The sequence below is a fragment of the Ralstonia sp. PBBBR1 genome (assembly GCF_002256165.1).
Classification (GTDB): domain Bacteria; phylum Pseudomonadota; class Gammaproteobacteria; order Burkholderiales; family Burkholderiaceae; genus Ralstonia; species Ralstonia thomasii.
Map to the genome: position 1 here is coordinate 158,164 of NZ_NKIL01000007.1, position 23,380 is coordinate 181,543.

The 23,380-nt window shown below is 65.6% G+C and carries 18 protein-coding genes; 6 read left to right on the top strand and 12 right to left on the bottom strand.

Annotation, left to right across the window (positions count from 1 at the left end):
- Positions 1-12 precede the first annotated feature (12 nt).
- A complete protein-coding gene (locus tag CFE42_RS14175; RefSeq protein WP_004628672.1) occupies positions 13-528 on the top strand; it encodes a GNAT family N-acetyltransferase in 516 nt (171 codons plus the stop codon).
- Positions 529-543: 15 nt separating this feature from the next.
- Here the strand turns inward: CFE42_RS14175 and CFE42_RS14180 are convergent, their stop codons facing one another.
- From CFE42_RS14180 to CFE42_RS14210, 7 genes are all read right to left on the bottom strand, one after another.
- Positions 544-1,677 (bottom strand): YbdK family carboxylate-amine ligase, encoded by a 1,134-nt coding sequence (locus CFE42_RS14180; RefSeq protein ID WP_004628670.1) that lies wholly within the window; start codon positions 1,675-1,677, stop codon positions 544-546.
- Between the two features lie 5 nt (positions 1,678-1,682).
- The gene (locus CFE42_RS14185) at positions 1,683-2,906 is read right to left on the bottom strand and encodes a cation:proton antiporter (protein ID WP_004628667.1); all 1,224 of its coding nucleotides are present in this window, start codon (positions 2,904-2,906) and stop codon (positions 1,683-1,685) included.
- A 198-nt stretch (positions 2,907-3,104) separates the two neighbouring features.
- Positions 3,105-4,250, bottom strand: coding sequence for a branched-chain amino acid ABC transporter substrate-binding protein (locus CFE42_RS14190; RefSeq protein WP_004628665.1), 1,146 nt, complete (start codon positions 4,248-4,250; stop codon positions 3,105-3,107).
- Positions 4,251-4,380: 130 nt separating this feature from the next.
- Positions 4,381-8,352 carry a trifunctional transcriptional regulator/proline dehydrogenase/L-glutamate gamma-semialdehyde dehydrogenase gene (putA, locus tag CFE42_RS14195; RefSeq protein ID WP_004628663.1) on the bottom strand — a complete coding sequence of 1,324 codons (3,972 nt, stop codon included), beginning with the start codon at positions 8,350-8,352 and terminating at the stop codon, positions 4,381-4,383.
- A 250-nt stretch (positions 8,353-8,602) separates the two neighbouring features.
- Positions 8,603-10,900, bottom strand: a complete 2,298-nt coding sequence (locus tag CFE42_RS14200; RefSeq protein ID WP_004628660.1) for a primosomal protein N' — start codon at positions 10,898-10,900, stop codon at positions 8,603-8,605.
- Positions 10,901-11,481: 581 nt separating this feature from the next.
- Complete coding sequence (gene hemE / locus CFE42_RS14205) at positions 11,482-12,585, bottom strand: uroporphyrinogen decarboxylase (protein ID WP_004628659.1); 1,104 nt, start codon at positions 12,583-12,585, stop codon at positions 11,482-11,484.
- 94 nt (positions 12,586-12,679) lie between these two features.
- Entirely contained in the window at positions 12,680-13,165 is a 486-nt protein-coding gene (locus tag CFE42_RS14210) for a cupin domain-containing protein (RefSeq protein WP_004628658.1), read from the bottom strand.
- Between the two features lie 214 nt (positions 13,166-13,379).
- On the opposite strand from CFE42_RS14210, the gene CFE42_RS14215 reads away from it, so the two are divergent.
- A complete protein-coding gene (locus tag CFE42_RS14215; protein WP_004628657.1) occupies positions 13,380-13,727 on the top strand; it encodes a GFA family protein in 348 nt (115 codons plus the stop codon).
- Positions 13,728-13,734: 7 nt separating this feature from the next.
- Here the strand turns inward: CFE42_RS14215 and CFE42_RS14220 are convergent, their stop codons facing one another.
- The gene (locus CFE42_RS14220) at positions 13,735-15,537 is read right to left on the bottom strand and encodes a methyl-accepting chemotaxis protein (RefSeq protein ID WP_004628656.1); all 1,803 of its coding nucleotides are present in this window, start codon (positions 15,535-15,537) and stop codon (positions 13,735-13,737) included.
- Positions 15,538-15,922: 385 nt separating this feature from the next.
- On the opposite strand from CFE42_RS14220, the gene CFE42_RS14225 reads away from it, so the two are divergent.
- Positions 15,923-16,852, top strand: a complete 930-nt coding sequence (locus CFE42_RS14225; RefSeq protein WP_004628655.1) for a sterol desaturase family protein — start codon at positions 15,923-15,925, stop codon at positions 16,850-16,852.
- A gap of 1 nt (position 16,853) precedes the next feature.
- Here the strand turns inward: CFE42_RS14225 and CFE42_RS14230 are convergent, their stop codons facing one another.
- Positions 16,854-17,735 (bottom strand): LysR family transcriptional regulator, encoded by an 882-nt coding sequence (locus CFE42_RS14230; RefSeq protein WP_004628654.1) that lies wholly within the window; start codon positions 17,733-17,735, stop codon positions 16,854-16,856.
- A 100-nt stretch (positions 17,736-17,835) separates the two neighbouring features.
- Here CFE42_RS14230 and gstA point away from each other — a divergent pair, with 100 nt between their 5' ends.
- The 3 genes from gstA (at position 17,836) to CFE42_RS14245 (ending at position 20,096) form a co-directional block, all read left to right on the top strand.
- On the top strand, positions 17,836-18,465 hold the full coding sequence (gene gstA, locus CFE42_RS14235) for a glutathione transferase GstA (protein WP_004628653.1): 630 nt from the start codon (positions 17,836-17,838) through the stop codon (positions 18,463-18,465).
- Between the two features lie 193 nt (positions 18,466-18,658).
- Positions 18,659-19,720, top strand: a complete 1,062-nt coding sequence (gene pstS, locus CFE42_RS14240; RefSeq protein WP_004628651.1) for a phosphate ABC transporter substrate-binding protein PstS — start codon at positions 18,659-18,661, stop codon at positions 19,718-19,720.
- A 172-nt stretch (positions 19,721-19,892) separates the two neighbouring features.
- Complete coding sequence (locus tag CFE42_RS14245; protein ID WP_004628649.1) at positions 19,893-20,096, top strand: DUF3562 domain-containing protein; 204 nt, start codon at positions 19,893-19,895, stop codon at positions 20,094-20,096.
- Positions 20,097-20,110: 14 nt separating this feature from the next.
- On the opposite strand, the gene CFE42_RS14250 is transcribed toward CFE42_RS14245, so the two are convergent.
- The 3 genes from CFE42_RS14250 to CFE42_RS14260 form a co-directional block, all read right to left on the bottom strand.
- Positions 20,111-21,058 (bottom strand): alpha/beta hydrolase, encoded by a 948-nt coding sequence (locus CFE42_RS14250; RefSeq protein WP_004628647.1) that lies wholly within the window; start codon positions 21,056-21,058, stop codon positions 20,111-20,113.
- Between the two features lie 152 nt (positions 21,059-21,210).
- Positions 21,211-21,672, bottom strand: a complete 462-nt coding sequence (locus CFE42_RS14255; RefSeq protein ID WP_024542534.1) for a CoA-binding protein — start codon at positions 21,670-21,672, stop codon at positions 21,211-21,213.
- A 23-nt stretch (positions 21,673-21,695) separates the two neighbouring features.
- Positions 21,696-22,838 carry an RsiV family protein gene (locus tag CFE42_RS14260; protein WP_004628643.1) on the bottom strand — a complete coding sequence of 381 codons (1,143 nt, stop codon included), beginning with the start codon at positions 22,836-22,838 and terminating at the stop codon, positions 21,696-21,698.
- Positions 22,839-23,380: the final 542 nt, after the last annotated feature.

Consider the following 23,380-nt stretch of genomic DNA (forward strand, 5'->3'; position numbering starts at 1 on the left):
CCATCCCGCAACATGCTGCTCCGCGACGCAACGCAGGCCGACCTGCCGGCCATCCTCGCCATCTACAACGACGTGATCGCCACCTCCAATGCGATCTACACCGAAACACCCGTCACGCTGGAAGACCGCACCGCGTGGCTGGCTTTGCGTGCCACGCAGGGGTATCCGGTGCTGGTCGCCGACGATGATGGGCAGGTGGCAGGCGTTGCATCGTTTGGGGATTTCCGGCCGTACCCGGGCTTTCGTACCACCGTCGAGCACTCGGTGCACATTCACCGCGACTGGCGTGGCAAGGGGCTGGGCAGCCGGCTGGTCGAGGCGCTGTGCGAAAGTGCCGCTGCCCTGGGCAAACACCTGATGGTGGGCGCCATCGACGGTGCCAATGCAGGCTCGATCCGCCTGCATGAAAAGCTCGGCTTCAAGGAAGTGGGCCGCATGCCCGAGGCCGCCATCAAGCATGGCCAGTGGCTCGACCTCGTGTTCATGCAGCGCTGGCTGGAAGCGCCGGGAACGGTCCGCAGCGACTGACCGTTCCTCGATGCGTCAGGCGGGCTGCGTTGCCGCCTGTGTCCAGCGCCCGCAACCGCGTCGCACGGTCTCATGCAGGTTGCGGGTTTCACGTTGCGCCGCGCGGATCCATTCGGCATCCGCATCGCGCGCCTCCACCACCTCCCGCACCATGTCGAGCGCGCCTTCGGACGACAGCGCCTCGGCATGCGCCGACAGCAGCTTGCTTGTTTCCAGGATGTGATCGGCGAGCGCGCCACGGTTGCCCGTGGCCGGGTCGACGTATTCGCCGGCCAGTCCAAAACGGCATGCCTGGAAGCGGTTGAAGGTGTAGACGAGGTAATCGTCTTCCACGGGCATGAACGGGCGATCGAGCAGCAGCCAGCGGCCCAGCGCCTGGATATAGGCGGCGATGGCGGCGGCGCGTTCAACGGTCAGCGGGGTGTCCATCACGCGGACTTCGATCGTGCCGAATTCGGGCTTGGGGCGGATGTCCCAATAGAAGTCTTTCATGCTTTCGATGACGCCGGTGGCGTGCATCTTGTCGAAGTACGCGATGAAGGCGTCCCACGTCAACACGAACGGCGCGCGGCCCGACATCGGGAAGGCGCTGACCGAGTTCATGCGCGCGGAAGCAAACCCCGTATCCACGCCCTGCACGAACGGCGACGACGCGGCCAGCGCAATGAAGTGCGGCACGTAGCGCGACATGGCGTGCAGCAGGTACAGCGCATCGTCCGGATTCGGGCAGCCAATATGCACGTGCTGCCCGAACACGGTGAACTGCTTGGCGAGGTAACCGTACAGATCCGAGATGTACTGATAGCGCGGCGATTGTGAAATCTGGCGCTGGCTCCACTGCTGGAACGGATGGGTGCCGCCGCCGCAGATGCCGATGTTCAGCGCCGTGGCGGCTTCAGCCATGCGGTCGCGCATCTCGCGCAACTGCCAGAGTGCCTCGTCATGGCTGTGGCAGATGCCGGTGGAGATTTCGATCATCGAATCGGTGATCTCCGGCTTGATGTCGCCGGGGTATTCCTTGCCCTTGAGCATGCGCAGCAGGTCGGGCGACGCCGAGGCAAGGTCGTAGTCATGACGATTGACGAGCTGCAATTCCAGCTCGACGCCAAACGTCAGGGCTTCGGATTTCGAGAATGGTTCGAGGGACATGGGGCTCAGTGCCTCCCTTCGTCTTGTCGCACCTCACCTGCCCAGCGCAGCGAACGCGCGGTCAGGATCGGCGCAGCAATCTGCTGGATCGCCAGCGTGCACAGGATGATGGCCGCCAGCGGACCACCGGTTTGCGGATACAAAGCCGCCGTATCGTGCATCAGCAACCATGACAGTCCGGACATGGGCCCAAGGGCCAGGCCCAGCGCGATGCTCTGCCGCATCGACAGGCCCGTGAACGAGCCCAGCGCCGTCGTGGCCGCCAGTTTGGCGATAAAGCGCGACAGCACCAACGCCACCGCCGCCACACCGCCGATCACCCAGTCCGACGCCTTGAGCGGCAAGCCGAGCGACACGATCATCACCACGATCAGGATGCTGCCCGCGCTGCCGAAGTGCGACGGCCACACGCGCGGGTGATCGTCCTGGTGCTTGAACACAACGCCTGCCAACAGCAGCGTGAGCGGTACCGACAGCTTGAGCAGCTTGGCCATCGCCAGTGCAAACAGCACCAGGCCGACCAGCACCAGGAACGCATAGTGATCGTCACCCGCCATGCGGTGATACAGCGCATGGCCCACCTTGCCGACCATCCACGCCAGAAGCACGGAACCTGCCAGCAGGTAGAGCGGGTGGATCAGCGCCGCCGCCCAGTGGCCGTATTCACTGTGCAGCCAGCCGGCGGTCAGCGGCACCAGCACGCTTGCGTAGATGCTGTTGAGCGCGCCCAGCGAGAGCAATCGCTCCGTCACCTGGCCTTCGGCGCGCAGTTCGTTCTTGAGTTGCAGGAGCACCGTCGGGGACGTGGCCACCGCGATGGCGCCTGCGGCCACCGCCACCGACGACGTCACGCCAAACAGCTGCAACACCCAGGTGACCAGGCCCCAAGTCAGCAGGCTCTCGAAGCCACTGGTGAGCAACAGCCAACGGTTGGCACGCAGCCACTCGAACGACAGCCGGTGCCCCAGCTCGAACAGCGCCAACGCCAGCGCCATCTCGATCAGGATGTGGGTCTGGTCGAGCATGTCGGTGTCGATGAGCGGGCGGCCGAGCACGCCGGCCACCAGCCCCGCCGCCGCATAACCGACGATACGGGGCAGCTTGAGCGCCGCACGCGCAAACTCGCCACACAGCGCCGCGCCGACCAGCGCCAGGCCGATCCAGAAAAGACCGCCAGGCGCGGGCGGCCACGAAGGGAAGAGATCGTGAAGTCCTGTCATGGGCGACATGGTACCCGAAGCACCCCTTCGGGAAAGTCAGCCAAGCACTGACACGCGTTAGGCCCTTGTTACACGATATTTAATAATAGATCGATGATTTTGGATGCAGATGGCGACAACTCTATGTTCTGCGCCTCTGGCCGCCGGAAAAGAAAAACCGCCCCGGAGGGCGGTTTTCATACTGCGAATGGCTGAGAGCCGGTCGGATTACTTGCCGCCCACGCTCTCCAGCGGCGTCCACTTGCCGCCGGTGACCTTGTAGACGGTGATGCCGCCGTCCTTCAGGTCGCCCTTGTCGTCGTAGGCGTAGTGCTTGGCGGTCACGCCTTGCGTGTTGGTGGCAGCCAGGATCGGCAGGTACTTGGCCGGGTCGGACGAACCCGCAGCCACCATCGCCTTCATCAGCGCCATCGCGCCGTCGTAGGCGTACGGCGAGTACGTCTGCACCGGCGTGCCGAAACGCTTCTCATAGCGGGCCTTGTAGCCAGCGCCGCCCGGCATCTGCTCCAGCGGCAGACCGGCCAGCGATGCCACCATGCCTTCCGCCGCTTGCGGGCCGGCCAGCTTGATGAAGTCGTCGGTCTTGGACATTTCGCCCGACATGAGCGTGGACTTCATGCCCAGCTCGCGCATCTGCTTGAGCAGCGGCGCCGATTGGCCTTCGGCGCCACCGTAGAACACGGCGTCCGGGTTCTTGCTCTTGATCTGCGTGAGGATGGCCTTGAAGTCGCTGGCCTTGTCGTTGGTGAATTCGCGACGCACGATGGTGGCGCCGGCAGCCTTGGCAGCCTTCTCGAACTCGTCGGCCAGACCCTGGCCGTAGGCCGTGCGGTCATCAACGATGGCGATGTTCTTGTAGCCCAGCTTCTTGACGGCGAACGTGCCGACCACCGAACCCTGCTGGGTATCGGAAGTCATCATGCGGAACGTCGTCTTGTAGCCTTGCTTGGTGTATTCCGGCGCGGTTGCCATGGCGATCTGCGCGATGCCGGCCTGGTTGTACACGCGCGACGCCGGGATGCTGGTACCCGAATTGAAGTGGCCGAGCATGCCCTTGATGCCGCTGTCCACCAGCTTCTGGGCGACTGCCGTACCGGTCTTCGGGTCAGCCTGGTCATCTTCCGCCATGAGCTGGAACTTGACGTCCTTGCCGGCGATCTTCGGCTTGGTGGCGTTGAACTCTTCAACGGCCAGCGTCGCGCCGTTCTTCATGTCCGTGCCGTATTGCGCTTGCGGACCCGACATCGGGGCAGCAAAGCCCAGCTTGATGACTTCCTGGGCCGATGCCGCCGTCATTGCACCACCCGCCAGCGTGCACAGTGCTGCCGCCAGACACAGTTGCTTCAATTTCATTTGTGCGTCTCCTAGTTCAAACGCAATTTGGATCAATAGCGCGACGGGATCACCGTCGCCCTCCTCCCGCTTCGCATCCCATCCGCACCCGTCGTGCGAATGGAACCGCGAATCCTGCTCGTGCTCCCCGTCAGCCGATGGTCATCAGGCTGGCGTTGCCACCCGCGGCGGCCGTATTGACCGACAGCGAACGCTCGATCAGCAGGCGCTCCAGCGCCAGCCCTTCCCCGCCATGCGGCAGGCCTTGCACCCCCACGATCGGGCCGGCACGTCGTGCCAGTCCTTCGCAGATGGCGCGCAGATGGTCCGAATCGCCGTGATGCAGCACCGCATCAAACGCCGCTTCGTCGGTCGAGCCGACCACGCGGACGCGCGATTGTACTGCCGCCGGCAAGCCCCGAAGTACTGCTTCGATGGCAGGGTTTTCCTGCACAACGGCCACGCTGCCGACAGCCAGCACGGCCGCCAGTTGGCGCAGCCAATCCGCCGGATCGGCCGCCACGCACAGCACGGCTTCGCGCGGCAACAGCGTGTAGGTGTTGCGCTCGCCGGTCGGGCCGGGCAGCGTGGCGGTGGCGCCCGTGGCCGAGGCTGCAGCCAGGCGCTCGCACAGCGCCGCCAGTTCCGGCGATTGCTGGCGTGCCCATTCCGTCAGCGCATCGAACGGCGCCAGCAGCGCGCGGCGCGCGTCGGTATCGACCTCCGTACCGGCACCAGCGGTGAGTTGCATTGCGGTGCGCATGGCGTCCTGCGGGCAGGTCGACAGCAGACGCAGCAGATACAGCGGGCCGCCGGCCTTCGGGCCCGTACCCGACAGCCCTTCGCCGCCGAACGGCTGCACGCCCACCACGGCGCCGACGATATTGCGGTTCACATACAGGTTGCCGACGTGCGCGCGGTCGACCACGTGTGCGATGGTCTCGTCGATGCGCGTGTGGATGCCCAGCGTCAGGCCGTAGCCCGTGCCGTTGATCTGTTCGACCAGCTTGGTCAGGCCAGCGTTGTCCGCCGTACGCTTCCAGCGCACCACGTGCAGCACGGGGCCGAAGATCTCGCGCGTCAGGTCCGACAGGCTGTCGAGTTCGATCACCGTCGGCGGCACGAACGTGCCGTGCGCGCATGCGGCCGGCACCGGTGCCTGATGCACACGGCGGCCCTTGGCGCGCATCGCTTCGATGTGGCCGACGATGTTGTCGCGCGCTTCGGCGTCGATCACCGGGCCGACATCGGTGGCGAGACGATCCGGATTGCCCATCGCCAGCTCGGCCATGCCACCTTTGAGCATCGCGAGCACGCGGTCGGCGACGTCATCCTGCAGGCACAGCACGCGCAGCGCCGAACAACGCTGGCCTGCCGAATCAAACGCAGACGACAGCACATCGGCCACCACCTGCTCAGCCAGCGCCGACGAATCGACAATCATCGCGTTCTGACCGCCGGTCTCGGCAATCAGCGGAATCGGCGCGCCGTTGGCATCCAGGCGGCCGGCAAGCGTGCGCTGCAGGATGCGCGCGACTTCAGTCGAGCCGGTGAACATCACGCCCTTGGTGCGCCCGTCCTTCACCAGCGCCGCGCCGACAGTCTCACCGCGGCCCGGCAGCAGTTGCACGGCACCGGCCGGCACGCCGGCTTCGCGCAGGATGCGCACGGCTTGCGCCGCAATCAGCGGGGTCTGTTCAGCGGGCTTGGCCAGCACCGGGTTGCCCGCAGCCAGCGCGGCGCTGACCTGGCCGGTGAAGATCGCCAGCGGGAAGTTCCACGGGCTGATGCAGACCACCGGGCCCAGCGGACGGTGCGTGTCGTTGGAGAACCCACCGCGCACCTGCGCCGCGTAATAGCGCAGGAAGTCGACGGCTTCGCGCACCTCGGCGATGGCGTTGGACAGCGTCTTGCCGGCCTCGCGGATGATCAGGCCCATCAGGTGCTGCATCTCGCCTTCCATCAAGTCGGCGGCGCGATCGAGCAGCGCAGCGCGCGCTTCCGGCGGCGTGGCTTGCCAGATCGGGGCGGCGGCGGTGGCGGCCGACAGCGCGGCATCCACATCGGCTTCGGTGGCTTCCGTCACATGGCCGACGATGTCGCGCAGGTCCGCCGGATTGCGCACCGGCTGCGGCGCGCCACCCACGTACGATGCGTCGCCGATCGTCGGCTCGGCGGTCCAGACCGTGCTGGTGCCGGCAAGAAGGGCGGACGACAACGACGCCAGGCGCTGCTCGTTCGCCAGGTCGATGCCCGACGAGTTTGCGCGAACGTCACCGTAAAGGGCGCGCGGCAGCGGAATCTTCGGATGCGGCAGGCCGAGCGTCCCTTCATCGGCGTGCATCTTTTCCACCACCGCCACCGGGTCGGCGACGAGGTCGTCCAGCGGAATCGACTCGTCCGCAATGCGGTTCACGAACGAGGTGTTGGCGCCGTTTTCCAGCAGACGGCGCACCAGGTAAGCCAGCAGCGTTTCGTGCGTACCGACCGGCGCGTAGATGCGGCACGGGCGGTTCAGCTTGCCCGGCTTGTTGCCGACGACCTGCTCGTACAGCGGCTCGCCCATGCCGTGCAGGCACTGGAATTCGTACTGGCCGGGGTAATAGTTCTGGCCGGCCATGTGGTAAATGGCCGCCAGCGTGTGCGCGTTGTGCGTGGCGAACTGCGGGAAGATCGCCTCCGGCGCGGCCAGCAGCTTGCGCGCGCAAGCCAGGTACGACACGTCGGTGTAGACCTTGCGCGTGTAGACCGGGTAGCCCTCCAGGCCGTCGACCTGGGCGCGCTTGACCTCGCTGTCCCAGTACGCGCCCTTTACGAGGCGGATCATCAGGCGGTGCTTGCTGCGACGAGCCAGATCGATGATGTAGTCGAGCACGAACGGGCAGCGCTTCTGGTAGCCCTGCACCACGAAGCCGATGCCGTTCCAGCCGGCCAGCTCGGGCGCAAAGCACAGGCGCTCGAGCAGGTCGAGCGACAGTTCCAGGCGGTCGGCCTCTTCGGCGTCGATGTTGATGCCGATGTCGTATTCACGCGCCAGCATCGCCAGCGCCTTCACGCGCGGATACAGCTCGTTGATCGTGCGGTCGTACTGCGCGCGGCTGTAGCGCGGGTGCAGCGCCGACAGCTTGATCGAGATGCCCGGCCCTTCGTAGATGCCGCGCCCGCCCGAGGCCTGCCCGATCGCGCGGATGGCCTGCTCGTACGACGCGAGGTAGCGCTGCGCGTCTTCCTCCGTCATCGCGGCCTCGCCGAGCATGTCGTAGGAGTAGCGGAAGCCTTCGGCCTCGAACTTGCGCGCGTTGGCCAGCGCTTCGGAAATGGTTTCGCCGGTGACGAACTGCTCGCCCATCAGGCGCATCGCCATGTCCACACCCTTGCGGATCAGCGGTTCGCCGCTCTTGCCGATGATGCGCGTGAGCGCCTTCGACAGCCCTGCTTCGTTGTGCGTGGCCACCAGCTTGCCCGTGAGCAGCAGACCCCAGGTGGCCGCATTCACGAACAGCGACGGGCTCTGGCCGACATGCGAATACCAGTTGCCGTTGCTGATCTTGTCGCGGATGAGCGCGTCGCGCGTGGCCTTGTCCGGAATGCGCAGCAGCGCTTCGGCCAGGCACATCAGCGCCACGCCTTCCTGGCTCGACAGCGAGAATTCTTGAATGAGGCCCTGCACCAGCCCTTCACGGCCGGTGCCGACCTTTTGCGTACGCAGCTTGCCGGCCAGATCCCGCGCGAGCTGCTTGGCTTCCGAGGCGAGCGCGCCCGGAAGACGGGCCTGCTCGAGCAGCATCGGAATGGCTTCGGTTTCAGGGCGGCGGTAGGCTGCGGTGATGGCCGCGCGCAGAACCGACTGCGGTTGCACGCTTTGTGCGAATTCGAGGAACGGTTGCACCGCGGGTTCGTCACCCTCGTGCACGTCCGAGACGGCTGCGGCGGCGGACGGGAGGCCATCCGCCGCCGTGCCGTTTGCGTCATTTGGCAGCTGCCCCCGCTCCACTTGGTCCAGATACGTGAAGATCGCCTGCTTGATCAGCCAGTGCGGCGTGCGGTCAATGGACTGCGCAACGCGCTTGAGGCGTTCACGCGAAGCATCGTCCAGCTTGACCCCGAGGGTGGTTGTAGCCATGTGGGTTCCTATCCAGAGCTGCCATTGCCTAGCTTGTGGCCGGCAAATTGGGCGGATCATACGCCTGGCGATCTTGAAGGTGCAACCTAGTGAAACCCCTTGGTTCGAAATGGGTAGATGAGGGTGCAACCGCACATGGTGGGCCGAGCCTTGGGATGGCTTTACGGGTTGGGGGACGGGGGTTTTTGTTCTTGGTGCATCCCTTGTTTCATCCCCTGCCGGGACGGAAAGGGGGGCAGACCACCAGCGCTCAAATCCGCAAAGGATCAATCTCCAACTGCCACCGCACCCCCTTCACCGTCTTGCCGATCCCCGCAAACCCCTCAGTCCAAGCCGTCAAAAGCTTCTGCAAAGCCGCTCGAGAAGCCGATTCCACCAGCAACTGCGCCCGCTCGCGGTTGGCCAGCCGCACCATCGTCATCGGCACGGGGTCATGCAAGAACACTGGCGCACCCAATTCAGCAGCCAAGGCTTCACCTGCCGAGCGCGCAGCACTCAAGAATTCAAGCGCCCGCGCGACTTCCTTGTGCTCGGCGGTGAGCAGGGCTTGATAGGCAAACGGCGGCAGCCCGGCTTGCTTGCGTTCCCGCAGCAACTGGCGCGCGAAACCATCGTAGTCATGTCGAACCAGCGCCTGCAGCGCCGGGGCATCTGGATACCGCGTCTGAATCAGCACCTCGCCCGCCAACCCCGCCCGGCCCGCGCGCCCCGCCACCTGCATCAGCGATGCAAAGAGATGCTCGCCTGCGCGAAAGTCGTGCGAGAACAGCGAGGGGTCGGGCGCGACCACGCCCACCAGCGTCACGCGCAGGAAGTCATGCCCCTTGGCGACCATCTGCGTGCCGATCAGGATGTCGACGCTGCCTTCGTGCACGGTGTCGAACAGCGCTTCGGCGCTGCCCTTGCGGCGCGTGGAATCGGCGTCGATGCGGGCGACGCGGGCCTGCGGAAACAGCTCGCCGAGCGTCTCTTCGATGCGCTGGGTGCCGCGCCCGAGCGGCGCGATGTCGACGTTGCCGCAGTCTGGGCAGTGATGCGGAATGCGCGATTCGTACCCGCAGTGGTGACAGCGCAGGCGCCGCTCGGGCTTGTGCAGCACCAGGTACGCCGAGCAGCGCGGACAGCCCGACAGCCAGCCGCACGCGTCGCACGAGAGCACGGGCGCGTAGCCGCGGCGGTTGAGGAACAGCAAGCTCTGTTCGCCGCGCGCCAGGCGATCGGCAATCGCATCGACAAGCGGCTTGGACAGCCCATCGCGAATCTGGCGCCCGGCGCGGCGCTCCAGATTCAGGTCGATCAGCGACACGCGCGGCAGCACTGCTTCGGCCTGCGCGCGCCGCGAGAGCGTCAGGCGCGTGGTGGGCGTCTGCTCCGCGCGCCACCAGGTCTCCAGCGACGGCGTGGCCGAGCCCAACACGACGGGGATGTTGCGCTGCTTGGCGCGCCATAGCGCCAGGTCGCGTGCGGAATAGCGCAGGCCCTCCTGCTGCTTGTACGACGTGTCGTGTTCCTCGTCGACGAGGATGAGCGCGAGCTTGGGCAGCGACGCCAGCATCGCCAGCCGCGTGCCGAGCACGATGCGCGCCTCACCGCGATGGGCGGCCAGCCAGTTCAGCGCACGCGGCTGTTCGGCCAGACCACTGTGCAGCGCCGCCATGGGCACACCGGGAAAACGCGCCGCAATGCGCGCCTCCAGTTGTGGCGTCAGGTTGATCTCGGGCACCAGCATCAGGACCTGTGCGGCGGGCTCGCGCGCCAGGGCGTCGGCGATGGCGTGCAGGTAAACCTCGGTCTTGCCACTGCCGGTGACGCCGTACAACAGGAACGGGCTGAAGTTGCCGGCCGCCCCCGCCTGGGCAATGGCTGCCACGGCGGCGGTCTGTTCCTCGTTCAGTGCGGGTGCGATGGAAGGCAGTGGCAGTTCGAGCGGTTGCGGCAACAGCGCCTTCGGCCGCAGTTCTGCGCGCAGCCAGCCGACGGACGTCCAATCCCGCAGCTTGGCGACGGCTTGCCCGTGCAGTTCAACAGCAGCGCTGGTGGACAGCTCGCCATCGCCGGTCAGCGCTTCGGCCAATCGCATGGCGCCGGACGCACGTTTCGGAATGCTGTCCAGCAACGCTGCCCGGGCCGGTTCAAACATCACGTAGACGGTTTCGGTGGCCTGCCGGGCGAGGCTGTCCCAACTGCCCGGGGTTCGCCACAGCGGCGGGAGCGCCGGTAACGTCACTTCGCCGAGCGCGCGGTGGTAGTAGCCGGCAGCAAATTCGGCCAGGGCCCGCCATTCGGCGTCGAGCGGCGGCACCCAGTCGAGCACCCGCTCGACATCGCGCAGCTTTTCTTGCGGCACATCGGTGGTCGCGGCGGTTTCGACGACTAACCCCGCCACACGCCGGTTGCCAAACGGCACCACAACCAATTGCCCCGGCAGCACGGGCTGCCCACACCGGTAATCGAACACCGCATCGAGCGGCGTATCAATCACCACGCGAGCAATGGAGGCCGACACCTTGGCATCAGAAAACGCGGCGTCGACTTGGGACGTGGTCATGCAAGGCGCAAAGGGTTGAATTGCAAAGGGAATGTTGCGATGCAGCGGCGGATCCCGCACCTGGAAAATGCGTCTTGCCCATCTCACCTTGCCTTTACAGCCATTGCCGTGGCCGGTTCGATGTTCAAGTATTACTTGAGGTTTGTGGCTTGGCGCCATGATCGGCGACCGTTTTCCGGGCTATCCACATAGCCTGTGGATAACTTTGTTGAAAAGTCGCCTGCAGTCTCTGCAAAGGCCAATGGACTCACCGTTTTTCTAGCTTGCACGATTTACGCGCACACGCCTTTCTTTCAAAAAAATCAAACACTTATGCGTTGGGTGCACACAGCCTTCCCTGTTGCGCCGCGGAAAGAACCAGCCGCGACAGCTTTGTGCATAAGTCAAGTCTTGACAGCCGGGTTACGCACCAGAAAGCACGAAATAAATCGCTTGACACCTCTTTCGGGCCAGATGGGGCCACCGGCACGCAAGTAGTCACTCACCCCTAATGCACCAAAGCGGCGAAGATTCAACTCGTGCCCCTGGCTTCACGCACGACTGCGGCACGATTCAAACGCTATCGCACCGCAGCATTGATCTCAACCGTGTGACTTCGCTTTCTTGCGCAGCGCGCGGCTGAAGCTGTGCACCTCGTCCACCAGCACCGACACCGCTTCGGGCGGTGTGAACTGCGAGATGCCGTGGCCGAGGTTGAAGATGTGGCCGTCGCTGCCGCCGCCGGCTGCGTAGTCTTCCAGCACGCGACGCACTTGGGCACGAATCGCGTCGGGTTCAGCAAACAGCACCGTCGGGTCCAGGTTGCCCTGCAGGGCAACGCGCCCTGCCGTTCGCTGGCGCGCAAGCTGCAGGTTGACGGTCCAGTCCACACCCAGCGCGTCGGCACCGGTCTCGGCCATGGCTTCGAGCCACAGGCCACCGCCCTTGGTGAAGAGGATGACCGGCACGCGCTGGCCGTCTGCCCCGGCGCGGATGCCTTCCACCACGCGCGCCATGTAGGCCAGCGAGAACTGCTGATAGATGCCATCGGCCAAGGCACCGCCCCAGGTATCAAACACCTGCACAGCTTGGGCACCGGCATCGATCTGCGCGTTGAGATAGTCGATCACGGCTTGCGCGTTGATCTCCAGGATGCGGTGCATCAGGTCCGGGCGCGCATAGAGCATCGACTTGACGGTGCGGAAGTCGTCCGAGCCGCCGCCTTCGACCATGTAACAGGCGAGCGTCCACGGGCTGCCCGAGAAGCCGATGAGCGGCACACGCTGGCGGCCGTCCTGCACGAGCGCACGGCGGATTTCCGCCACGGCGTCGAACACGTATTGCAGAGACGACATGTCCGGCACCGACAGCGCAGCCACATCGGCTTCCGTGCGCACCGGCTTGGCAAAGCGCGGGCCCTCGCCCTGTGCAAACGACAGCCCCAGGCCCATGGCGTCGGGCACGGTCAGGATGTCGGAGAACAGGATTGCCGCGTCCAGCGCATAGCGATCCAGCGGCTGCAGCGTCACTTCCGTCGCATACGCCGGCGACTTGGCCAGGCCGAGGAAGCTGCCAGCCCGTGCGCGCGTGGCGTTGTACTCGGGCAGATAGCGGCCCGCCTGGCGCATCAGCCACAGCGGCGTGTAGTCGGTGGGCTGGCGGCGCAGGGCGCGCAGGAAGGTGTCGTTGGCGAGCGGTGCGGACATGGCGATGGACTCTTTAGGAGGGCGCCATTGTAAGGGATGGTGTTTTTATTCCGACCTGACCCAGGCCAACATGCCGAAGATCAGGGCGCAGATATCACGGCACCTTGTGTGTATCGCCGGCGCGCTGCGGCGGCAGCTTGATCGCCATCGATTTGAAATCCGTGCTGGTGGTCAGCGTTCCGTGCACCACGCCACGAGGGATCACGATCAGATCACCCGCCCGGACCTCGCGCGGCGCGTTGTCGAGCCAGACGGTGGCCGTGCCCGACATTACATACTGGATCTCGTCGGAGTACGTGTGCGTGTGCTTGGCCACGGTGCCGACCTGGACGCCCACCGTGCCATTGGCCGCCGTCACCAGCGTCTTGGTGCGCAGCGTACCCATCTCGGCGATGACTGGGCCGATCTCGTCCGGGGCCATACCGCCCATGTTGATGATCTGCGCCGAGAGCGGCGGTGCCGAGGGTGGAGCCGCTGCCGCAGCCGGTTGCGACGCTTGCGCAAACGCGCCGGCGCAGCCGGCAAAGATGGCGGCGGCAGAAACCGACCGGATCACGGTAACAGGACGATGGCGATGCATGATGGCTCCTCATGACGCGGTCGCCGCCAAGGCGCGGCGATCCGTGGCGCGTTGATTGGCTCATTCGTTTGGCGCGCTCGCGGCGATTGTCGCATCGGCACACAGAGCCATTGACCTAGGGCGATTCCCGAGAACGTGCCCCTCGTACGCAAACCGGCTCGCCTATAGTGGACGGCGCAAAGCCCGCCACAAACGCACATCACAGGAGACCGGCATGACACACAAAGGAAGCTGCCACTGCGGCAACGTCGCGTTCGAAGTTGAGGGGCATCCCGAAAACGCGATGGCATGCAACTGCTCGATCTGCCAGCGCAAGGGGTCGCTGCTGTGGTTCGTGGCCCGCGACAAGGTGCGATTGCTCACGCCGGAAGACAACGCCAGCACCTATCTCTTCCGCAAGCATGTGATCAAGCACCGCTTCTGCCCGACCTGCGGCATCCATCCCTATGCAGAGGGCGCGATGCCCGACGGCACACCAATGATTGCCGTCAACGTCCGCTGCCTGGAAGACATCGATCTGACCAGCGTGCCGGTCACCCACTTTGACGGGCGGTCAATGTAGCGGCGCGTCAGACGTTGCGCAACTTGAACAGCCCAACCGTGCGAGCCAGGCCGTGCGCCTGTTCGTTGAGCATGGACGATGCAGCCGTCGACTGCTCCACCAGTGCCGCGTTCTGCTGCGTGGCCTGATCCATCTCGGCGACGCTGCGATCGATCTGGCTGATGCCAGTGCTCTGCTCGTGCATCGCGCCGTCGATCTCGCCGATGATGCGCGCCACACGTTCGATGCCCTGCACGATTTCCTGCATCGTTGCGCCGGCGGCCTGCACGCGTTGCGCGCCGGTCTTCACGCTGGCTTCCGATGCCTGGATCAGGTCTTTGATTTCGCGCGCGGCCGTAGCGCTGCGTTGTGCCAGCGTGCGCACCTCGCCGGCCACCACGGCAAAGCCGCGGCCGTTCTCGCCGGCGCGGGCCGCTTCCACCGCAGCGTTCAGCGCGAGGATGTTGGTCTGGAACGCAATGCTGTCGATCACGCCGATGATCTCGGTAATGCGCGCCGACGACTTGGCGATTTCGTCCATCGTGCTGACGGCGCTGGAAACCACCTCGCCGCCGCGCGTGGCGGCATCGCTTGCGTCGCTGGCCAGGCGCGTGGCCTGCACGGCCGCATCGGCAGAGTTCTTCACGCTGGTCGTCAGCTCCGTCAACGCGGCAGAGGTTTCCTGCAGGTTGCTGGCCGAAACCTCGGTCCGGTTGGAAAGATCGCGGTTGCCCGCTTCGATCTCGCCGGTGGCGGATTTCATGCTGTCGACGCTGGCGCGCACTTCCAGCAGCACTTCGCCAATCTTGTCGATGAAGGTGTTGAACGACGCGCTGATCTGCGCGACTTCATCGTTGCCGACCACGGGCAGACGGTGCGTCAGGTCGCCGCCGCCGGAGCCGATGGTGTCCATTGCGTCGCGCACCTGCGACAGGCGGCGGAACGACTGCGACGTGAAGAAGGCGGCGATGCCCACGGCGGCCAGCGTCAGCAGCACCATGGCCACGGCCAGCGCCTTGACGACGTTACGCAAACCGGCGGTGGCTTCGGCCTTGTCCAGCGCGATTACAAGATACCAGTCGGTGCCCTGCACGGCCTGCGCCTTGAGCAGTTTCGGCGCGCCGGCCAGCTCAACCTCCAGCGGCGAAGTCGCCTTGGCCAGGTTGGCGAGCGTATCGACGGTGAGCGACGGCGCAACGTCGGTGGCCGGCTTGAGCATCAGCTTTGCGTCAGGGTGAGCGATCACCTGGCCATCCTTGGCGACCACGAAGGCGAGGCTCGACGGTGTCGGGTGTACCGCCGCGACCACCTCGCGCACGCCGTCGAGCGGCACAGCCCCGGACAACGCACCGGTGGTTTCGCCATTCTTGACGAGCGGCGCAGCAAACGACACGTACGGCACGCCGGTCGACACGTCGCCGTAGGGCTTGGTGACGAGCAGTTGGCCCGCAGCGATTGCCTGCTTGTACCAGGGGCGGCCGGTCGGATCGTAGTCCTTGGGCGTGGTGGCGCTGGTGGAGATGAAGCTCTTGTCGGTCCAGCCGATCGTGATGATCGGGAAGCCGTTGGCATCGCCCATGTGCTTGCCGAAGCCTTGCGGGTCACCGTGCTCGATCACGCCGGCGGTGGCCTTCACGGCCTGTGCCTTTGCCCCGACCCACTTGTCGATGGCGAGCGTGTTGCCGCTGGCAACGGCGGCCAGGTTCTGGTCGATCGATTCCATCGTGTTGGAACGCACGATGGAATACGTTGCGGCCCCAGACAGCGCCAGGGCACCAACCACGGTGGCCGATGAGATGAGGAGAATTCGAGTGCGGAGGGAGGAGATCATGATTCTTCTAGGCGAAACCTTTTCCATGAATCTGACTGCGTACGGTATTGGCCGCAGCGCCCTCCAGAACCGACTGCTGACTGTCGGGGCCACTCAAGCTGCTACGGCACCGCACAGGCGAACTTGAGGCGGCAAAACCCGTTCCCACAAAAGGATGGCTGCGATAAAAGGCAACGCTTCGCATGATTGCCCAGGCAATTCATCCGGTTGAAACACAAGCCCATGCACGACGCCCTTCAAATCGACCCCGCCACCGGGGAACCGCAACAACACCTGGGCGCGTTGAACACGTTGTAAGACACCCCGGCGTCGGCCCCGATTGCCGCCCCCGCACCGTTTGCAGTACCGTCGCTGGCATTCCCAACGGAGCCCGGAGCCCAGCGTCATGGCCGTGCTGTTCACCATCCTGAAGATCGCCGTCGTGCTCGTGCTGGTGTCGTCGCTGGCCGAGGCGATCGTGCTGTCGCTGAGAAACGGGTGGGCCAGCTACGACTGGAAGGCCGCCGGCGTGTCGATGGTCGATTTCCTGGTACGCGAGTACCCACTACGCTGGTTGCTGCCGCTGGCGTTCTGGACGCAGGGGCTGGAATGGGTCTACCAGCATCGTCTCTGGTCCTTGCCGATGGACCACTGGACGGGCTGGGCCGCGTGCTTTCTCGGCCAGGAGTTCTGCTACTACTGGTACCACCGCGCCGCGCACCGCGTGCGCTGGTTCTGGTGCACGCATGCCATCCACCACTCGCCGAATGACCTGAACCTCTCGGCTGCCTACCGCTTCGGCTGGACGGGCCGGTTGACCGGCACGCTCGCCTTCTTTGCGCTGGCGCCGCTGCTGGGCATGCCGCCGCGCATCGTGTTGATGCTGCTGTCGCTCAATCTGCTGTACCAGTTCTGGATCCACGCCACGTGGATTCCCCGCCTGGGGCCTCTGGAATGGGTGCTGAATACGCCCTCGGCGCACCGCGTGCATCACGCGTCCAACCTCGAATACCTGGACGGCAATTACGGCGGCGTGCTGATCGTGTTCGACCGGCTGTTCGGCACCTACATCCCCGAACGCAAAGACGTGCCGTGCCGCTACGGCCTCGTGCACCCGATGCGCACGTACAACCTGCTGGTGATCGAATTCGCGCACTGGCGGGCGCTGTGGCAAGACCTGAAGACCGCCCGCTCGGCCGGCGAAGTGTTTGGCTACCTGTTCCGCCCGCCAGGCTGGCGGCCCGATGACCATGGCGAGACAACGGAGGATCTGCGTCGCCGCGCCGCGCTCATTCCCGACGAGCCCGTCGTCGCCCCGGCCGTTGCTGCGAACTGAACTACGGCAGACGCAGCGTCTGCGCCAAGTGGCCATACACCACCGCGATCCGCCGCAGGTGGCGCGACTCCGGATGCGTCAGCAGCCATAGCTCCGATTGATTGGCGTCTTGCAGATCCCGCAGCGCCACCAGATCGCTGCGCGTCTGCGCCATCACCACGGGCAGGATCCCGACGCCCATGCCCATGCCGACCATCTCGGCCGCGATCTGCAAGCTGTTGACGAAGTACGTGGGCATGACCTTGGGGAAATGCCGTTTGCGCCAACTGACTGACGGGTGATCCGGAATTGCATCGTCAATGGCGAGCCACGGCGTGCGGCCAGCTTCGACATCGGCGTAGGTGATGCCGCTTGCGCGCCCCGCGTATAACCCCACGCGAATCGGCCCGATGTGTTTGCCCACCAGATGCTGCGGCGGACGGCGCGTGGCCCGCACGGCAATATCGGCATCGCGCCGGGTCAGGCTGGCCAGCTCGTTGCTCACACGCAGGTCGTAGTTGAGGTTCGGATGCTGGGCTTGCAGCGCCTTCAACGCGGGGGCGACCAGGCCGATCAGGATCGTGTCCGTGGTGGTGATGCGTACCGTGCCCGACACTTGGTCCGGCACGGCATGTACCGCCGATCGCGCGGCCTCCAGTGCCGACTCCACCTGCTCGGCCTGCTCCGCCAGCGCGTGCGCCAGGTCGCCCGCCAGATAGCCCGTGCGCGAGCGCGCAAACAGCGTGGCGCCCAGCCCGCGCTCGATGCGCTGCAACGACCGGAACACCGTGGACGCATCCACGCCGAGCCGTTCGCCGGCCGCCGCCAACGTGCCCGTGCGCACCATCGCCAGCACGATCTCCAGGTCTGCCGCGCTCAATCGGTATTGCGTTTGCGCAAGCATGATTTGCTGTTCTGCCTATTTCATTGGCACTGACGCAATCCTACAGTGTCGTCACCGCCGCCGTTGGCGGCTTTCCCAACCTGTTCACGAGACCCAGACCATGAAGCTCTATTACTCCGCCGGCGCCTGCTCGCTGGCCGTCCATATCGCCCTGCGCGAAGTGGGTGCGCAGTTTGACCTGACCGCCGTCGACCTGGCCAAGCACCTCACCGCTGATGGCACGGATTTCTACACGATCTCGCCGCGCGGTTACGTGCCGCTGCTGGAGCTGGCCGACGGCTCGCGCCACACCGAAGCTGCCGCGCTGCTGCAGTACGTGGCCGACCTCGACCCGACACATGCGCTGATCGGCAAGCCCGGCAGCGCGCACCGCCTGGCCGTGATCGAATGGCTCACCTTTGTCAGCACCGAGCTGCACAAAGGCTTCGGCCCGCTCTGGTACAAGGACACACCCGAGGCCACGCGCCAGGGCGCCAAGGACAAGCTCGCCAAGCGCTTTGCCGAACTCGACGCCCGCCTCGCCAAACAGCCTTACCTGGCCGACACCTACAGCGTGGCCGACGCCTATGCGTTTGCGGTGCTGAACTGGACGAACTTCCTGGCGCTGCCGATGGGCGCGTATCCGCATGTGCAGGCGTATATGGCACGGGTGGGTGCGCGGCCGCAGGTGGTGGCAGCGTTGAAAGCCGAGGGCTTGATCAAGGCCGACGCGGCCAGCACCGTCGCCTGATCGGTAGCCGGGGATCGGCGGGTCCTAAACAAAACCGCCGATCCCACCCCCTACTCCGCCCAACGTTTGCGGAACGTCTTACAACAGATCCCCATGTTGTAGATGGGCTCTATCAGGGCTACACGCCGTGCTGTCACATGCGCGTCGCTACAATCGCATGCTTTGCGTCTTCTGCAGCCCCGCAGGTCTTCTCATGTTCAAGCACGTTGTTCTCGCCCTGGCCGTTGCGGCTGCGGGCTTGCCGGTTCTCGCTCGCGCGGAGGTGCGCGGGGCAGGTTCGACCGCCGCCGCACCGGTCTATCGCGTCTGGGCGGCGGGGTATGCCGCGTCATCCGGCGTTACGCTCAGCTATGACGCGGTGGGCTCGGGAGAAGGCCTGAAGCGCATTCGCGCAGGCGCCGTGGATTTTGGTGCGTCCGACGTGCCGCTCTCCAGCGCGGAGGCTGCCAAGGCGGGCCTCGTCTGCGTGCCGTCGGTGGTGACGGGTGCGGTGCCGTTTGTGAACGTGCCAGGGGTACCGCGCGGTCAGCTCAAATTGACGGGCGAACTGCTGGCGCAGATCTTCCTTGGCAAGGTCGAGAGCTGGGATGCGCCGGAGTTGCGCGCGCTGAACCCGGGTGTGACGCTACCCAAGCTGAAGATCCATCCGGTCGTGCGCGCCGATGGTTCGGGCACGACGTACCACTTCACCGATTACCTGAGCGCCGTCAGCGCCGAATGGAAAAGCACGTACGGCACGAAGTCGACCATCAACTGGCCCGCAGGCTTCACAGCGGCCAAGGGCAGCGGCGATGTGGTCAAAGCCGTGCAGGCCACGTCCGGCGCCATCGGTTATGTCGATTACAACTACATCCTCGACAACGACCTGAGCGGCGTGCAACTGCGCAACGTCGCGGGCCGCTTCGTCAGCGCGCAGGTGAGCGGTTTCCGCGAAGCCGTCACGCAAAGCGCATGGAACCGCAAGGGTGATTTCACCGCGCCGCTGGTCAATCTGCCGGGCGCGGAAACGTGGCCGATCACTATGGGCACCTTCATCGTCGTGCCGGTGGTCAGCGCATCGGGCGCGCGCACGCTGGCCGCGCTGAAGTTCCTGACGTGGGGTTACTTCCACGGCGACGAACTGGCCGCGCGTGCGAAGTTCGTGCCGCTGCCCGAACGCGTGCAGGCCATTGCGTATCGTGAACTGGCCCGCGTGACGGACGTATCGGGCGCTGCCATCGGTCTGCAGAGCATGCCCGCGAACTGGGGGAAATGATCCTTGCCGGTGCAGTGTTTGCACCGGCAACAGCACCGGTTTGATGCCGCACAGGCTGCCCGCTGAAAGCTTTGCAACAAGGCTGGATTGTTCCGGCCCGTTTCCTATAGTGATCACTCGCCGCGCAAGTCAGCCCCGCGCGTCACTGCCAAAGCAACGACGGGAAGGACACATGGGCACCCCCATCGCAGACCAGGACGAGCAGATCCAGCAGATCGCACAGGACACCGGCGCACCGGCCGATCTCGTCCGCGAGCAGTACATGCAGACGATGCGCGCGTTGGCGGCAGATGCCAGCGTGCAGGACTATCTCTCGCTGTTTGTCACACGCCGCGTGCGTGCCGCGTTCCGCCAGCGCCGCACGCCGACGCGTTAGGCCCTGCCCCTCACTTATTCCCCGCTGATCATCCCGACGAATGCGTGCGCCGCGCGGCGCATCCATTCACGTGCACGCTCGGCCTCGAACTGGATGCGCGCAAAGGCGTGCGTCATGCCCGAGGCTTCGATGGTGATGACCTGCGCGCCGTGCTGCACGAGGTAGTCGGCGTATTGCAGGCCGTCGTCGCGCAGCACGTCGTGCGCCGCCACGATGACGACGGTATCGGGCGGCGTAGTTGCCGGCGTGCGCGCCATCAGGAAGATGCGGAGGTCTTGCTCGGCGAGGGGCTTGGCGAGGGCGTCTGCACCGATGTATTTCTCCCAGTACCAGCGCATTTCATCGCGCGTGAGGCCGGGGCCTTGCGCAAACGCGTTGTAGCTCTCGCTGCCAAAAGCCGGCGTGGTGACGGGGTACAGCAGGAACTGCGCATTGACGAGGCCAGGGCGCGCACCCTGCGCGGCCTGCACCGCAAGATGGCCGCCGGCGCTGTCGCCACCCACAGCCAGGAAGTCCGGATCGAAGCCGAGGTGCACGCGCTGCTCGGCCAGGTACGCGAGCGCGTCGCGGGCATCATCGGCCGGCACGGGAAATGGATGCTCCGGCGCGAGGCGGTAGTCGACACTCACCACGGCGCAGCCGGTGTCTTGCGCCATCAATGCGGCCAGCATGCGATGCGTTGTGCGCGGCGCGCCAACCACCCATCCGCCACCGTGAAACCACACCAGCAAACGCGGCGTTGCCACGCCTTTCGGACGAAAGACGATGGCGTCGAGCGTGCGGCCCGCAAGCGGCAGGCTCAAGTCAGAAACTTCAACGCCGTCGGGATCGGGTCGGGCGGATACCGCAGCAATCGCCTCGAAGCGCGCGCGCTGCGCGGCTGCGTCCTCGGGCGGTGGCAGGGCGCCGAACTGTTCGGCAAGGCGTTGGTAGAACTGCAGGATTTGCGGATCGACGGCCATGACGTAAGCGGGATGCGATGACCGCCCGAGTGTAGCGCGTCGCGCTGGCTTGGACCTTCCGATACGTCAGGAAGCCGCACGGCGCGAGCGGCAGCGGAATGTCAGTCCGGGGCGCCGTCGCGTTCGTCGCACAGGGCCTTGGGGGCTGACATTTATTTTTGCTCGCCGATGCCGAGTCGCCAGTGTTCGATCTTCGTGCAGCGGTCTTGCACGGCCGGAATGCCAGCGTTGCGCGCCACGGCCATCGCCTCGTCATTCACGATGCCGAGCTGCACCCAGATGCCGCCCACGCCCAGCATCACGGCTTCCTGCACGACGGGCAGCACCTGCTCTGAGCGCCGGAAGATATCGACCAGATCGATGCGCTGGCCGGCGGCGGCAAGCGTCGTCGCAGCTTCGGTGAGCGTGGCGTAGCAGGGCTCGCCGAGCACGTCTTCGCCCGCGTGCTGCGGGTTGACGGGCACGATGCGATAGCCGGCCTGCTGCAGATAGCGCGCCACGTCATAGCTGGGCCGCGTGGGACGCGGCGACAGCCCGACCACGGCGATGGTCTTGCCGGACAGCAGCCGGCGCATGGTGGCTTGCTCGTCAGCGTAGGAGGGATTGGCGGACAACATGGTTGACGATGCAGATGGAATCAGGTTGCGGGCCGCTTGCATGCGGCGCCCAGGTCATCGATGCGCACGGCAGCACGGAACGCGCCCGACGAATAGGGTCCGACCTCATACGGCCCGTAGTGCACGACGATGCGGTCACCTTGCAGCGTAAACGGAAACGCGGCGTTACGCAGGTCGCGCTCCTTTAGGGCGCCGCGCGGCGCATCGGGTGCGCCTTCGCGCTTGAGCGCATCGACAATCTGCGTATTGAAGCTCTGCAGGCAGGCGGATGTGGGGTTCAGCACATCGGCCAAGGCGATCGGCTGGAAGCCCTGCGCACCGCGTCGCCAGTTGCCGGCGGTGAAGCTGTAGTTGCCGTGCGCGCCGCCGCTGTAGGCCCAGACCATGCGCAAGAGGCTCACGGTGTCGCCCAAACCGATGGCGCTGATGCGGATGACGCATTCGTTGTCGAATTGATCGCACTTGCGCACGCGCAGCGATTGGATCAGCGCGTCGATGCCGGCGTCGCCCGTCACCGGATAGCGCTCGGTCAGCTTGGCCTGGCCGGAAGCGCCCGTGGACTCCTGATAGCGCGCCACGCGCTTGAGCGTGAAGGGTTGACTGCGGCCACCATCGCTCCAGGTGCCGGTGGCGGCGGAGCCGTCGGCCGACAGCGCACCGGAGAGCGTGCCGCCCTCGCGCACGACGGGCTGGCCAGCCGCATCGAGTGCTTCTGCGCGCTCGCGCCACACGAAGCGGCGCTCGGGTACGTTGCGCCCTTCGATGGTCCAGAAGGTGCGGCCCTGGGGGCGGTCGTCGTAGGCATCGCCAGTCAGCGTGTCGGCCACCGGGTCCTTGTCCGCGTCCTGCCCTCTGGGTGGCGGGTCGTACACGTTCAGCCAGACGTTCCACCCTGGGCTGTCGGCGCCCTTTCCCACCGTGCCCTGCCAGAAACTACCCGCCAGGCGCTCGTGCTGCTCTTTCGTTTTTGCAAGGGCGACAGTTGGCGCAGAAGCAACAGGTGCCGAGGCGGGCGGCGCACTCGCGGGTGCTGCAGGCGCAGCGAAGACCGCTTCTGTTCCGGCCTGTGCGCTGCCCAACCCGCCAAGTGCCCCCATCAAGGTAACAAAAACGCCCGCCCTCACCGACTTCTGCAACACATCGTGCATCGCATGCCTGTGCATGCCTCCCTCCTATCAACCCGACACCCCAGACTAGGACACACACCGCTGGTTCGCCGTTTTCCAAGCCCCGTCTGCCTCAGCGGCAGAACGATGGGACTGTGCAGGTGCAGCAGGCGTTCCCCGAACCGGCCCTTCAGGCGCTTTCGGACTCACACAGGGCGGCTTTTACCGCGCTTGCATTCGATTGCAATCCGACACACTTTGTTACGCCTCGGGGCCACCCCGTCACCCACAATGCCGTCGCACCCCAGCGTTTGTGTCCAATTGTTGTGCGCCATATCAGGCGCCGGATGACCATCCCCGTCCAGGGCGACGACCACGGACGCAGACCCCGGTGCAAGGTTACCCCCTCCTTTCGAATTGACCCCTCGAAGGGATTTCCCGTCCGCGCGGCGCTCCCCGGCCCGCGCGCTTTTTTTTGTGTGCGCAATTCGCGCGCCTGCCCGACAGCTTCCCGCCTCTCGCAAGTGCCTTGGATCCAGCCGATACATCTGGGGGCTGCCTGCTACCGCGAAACACGCTCTTACAAAGGCAAGTCGACC